This is a genomic window from Streptomyces javensis, assembly GCF_039525925.1.
Taxonomy (GTDB): Bacteria; Actinomycetota; Actinomycetes; order Streptomycetales; family Streptomycetaceae; genus Streptomyces; species Streptomyces asiaticus.
This window is the reverse complement of sequence record NZ_BAAAIF010000263.1, coordinates 1-838: the sequence shown is the minus strand read 5'-3', so window position 1 is coordinate 838 and position 838 is coordinate 1. Positions and strand designations below refer to the sequence as shown.

Here is an 838-nt window from a genome sequence, read left to right as displayed (position 1 = left end):
TCCAGGTCGGGGCGGTGGCCGTGGGTGGCGACGCGCCGATTTCGGTGCAGTCGATGACGACGACGGTGACGGCGGACATCGGTGCGACGTTGCAGCAGATCGCGGAGTTGACGGCGTCGGGGTGTCAGATCGTGCGGGTGGCGTGTCCGTCGCAGGATGACGCGGACGCGTTGCCGGTGATCGCGAAGAAGTCGCAGATCCCGGTGATCGCGGATATTCACTTCCAGCCGAAGTACGTGTTCGCGGCGATTGATGCCGGGTGTGCGGCGGTGCGGGTGAATCCGGGGAACATCCGGCAGTTCGACGACAAGGTCAAGGAGATCGCGAAGGCGGCGTCGGACGCGGGTGTGCCGATTCGTATCGGGGTGAACGCGGGGTCGTTGGACAAGCGGTTGCTGGAGAAGTACGGCAAGGCCACGCCGGAGGCGTTGGTGGAGTCGGCGTTGTGGGAGTGCTCGCTGTTCGAGGAGCACGGGTTCCGGGACATCAAGATCTCGGTGAAGCACAACGATCCGGTGGTGATGGTCAATGCCTATCGTCAGCTGGCGGCTCAGTGTGACTATCCGCTGCATCTGGGGGTGACGGAGGCGGGTCCGGCGTTCCAGGGGACGATCAAGTCGGCGGTGGCGTTCGGTGCCCTGTTGAGTGAGGGGATCGGGGACACGATCCGGGTGTCGCTGTCGGCGCCTCCGGCGGAGGAGGTCAAGGTCGGGATCCAGATCCTGGAGTCGCTGAATCTGCGGCAGCGGCGGTTGGAGATCGTCTCGTGTCCGTCGTGCGGTCGGGCGCAGGTGGATGTGTACAAGCTCGCGGATGAGGTCACGGCCGGTCTGGAGGG

At 65.3% G+C, this 838-nt stretch carries 1 protein-coding gene; it reads left to right on the top strand.

Annotation, left to right across the window (positions count from 1 at the left end):
- On the top strand, positions 1-838 hold an 838-nt coding region (gene ispG / locus ABD329_RS47870; RefSeq protein WP_198282518.1), incomplete at both ends, for a flavodoxin-dependent (E)-4-hydroxy-3-methylbut-2-enyl-diphosphate synthase.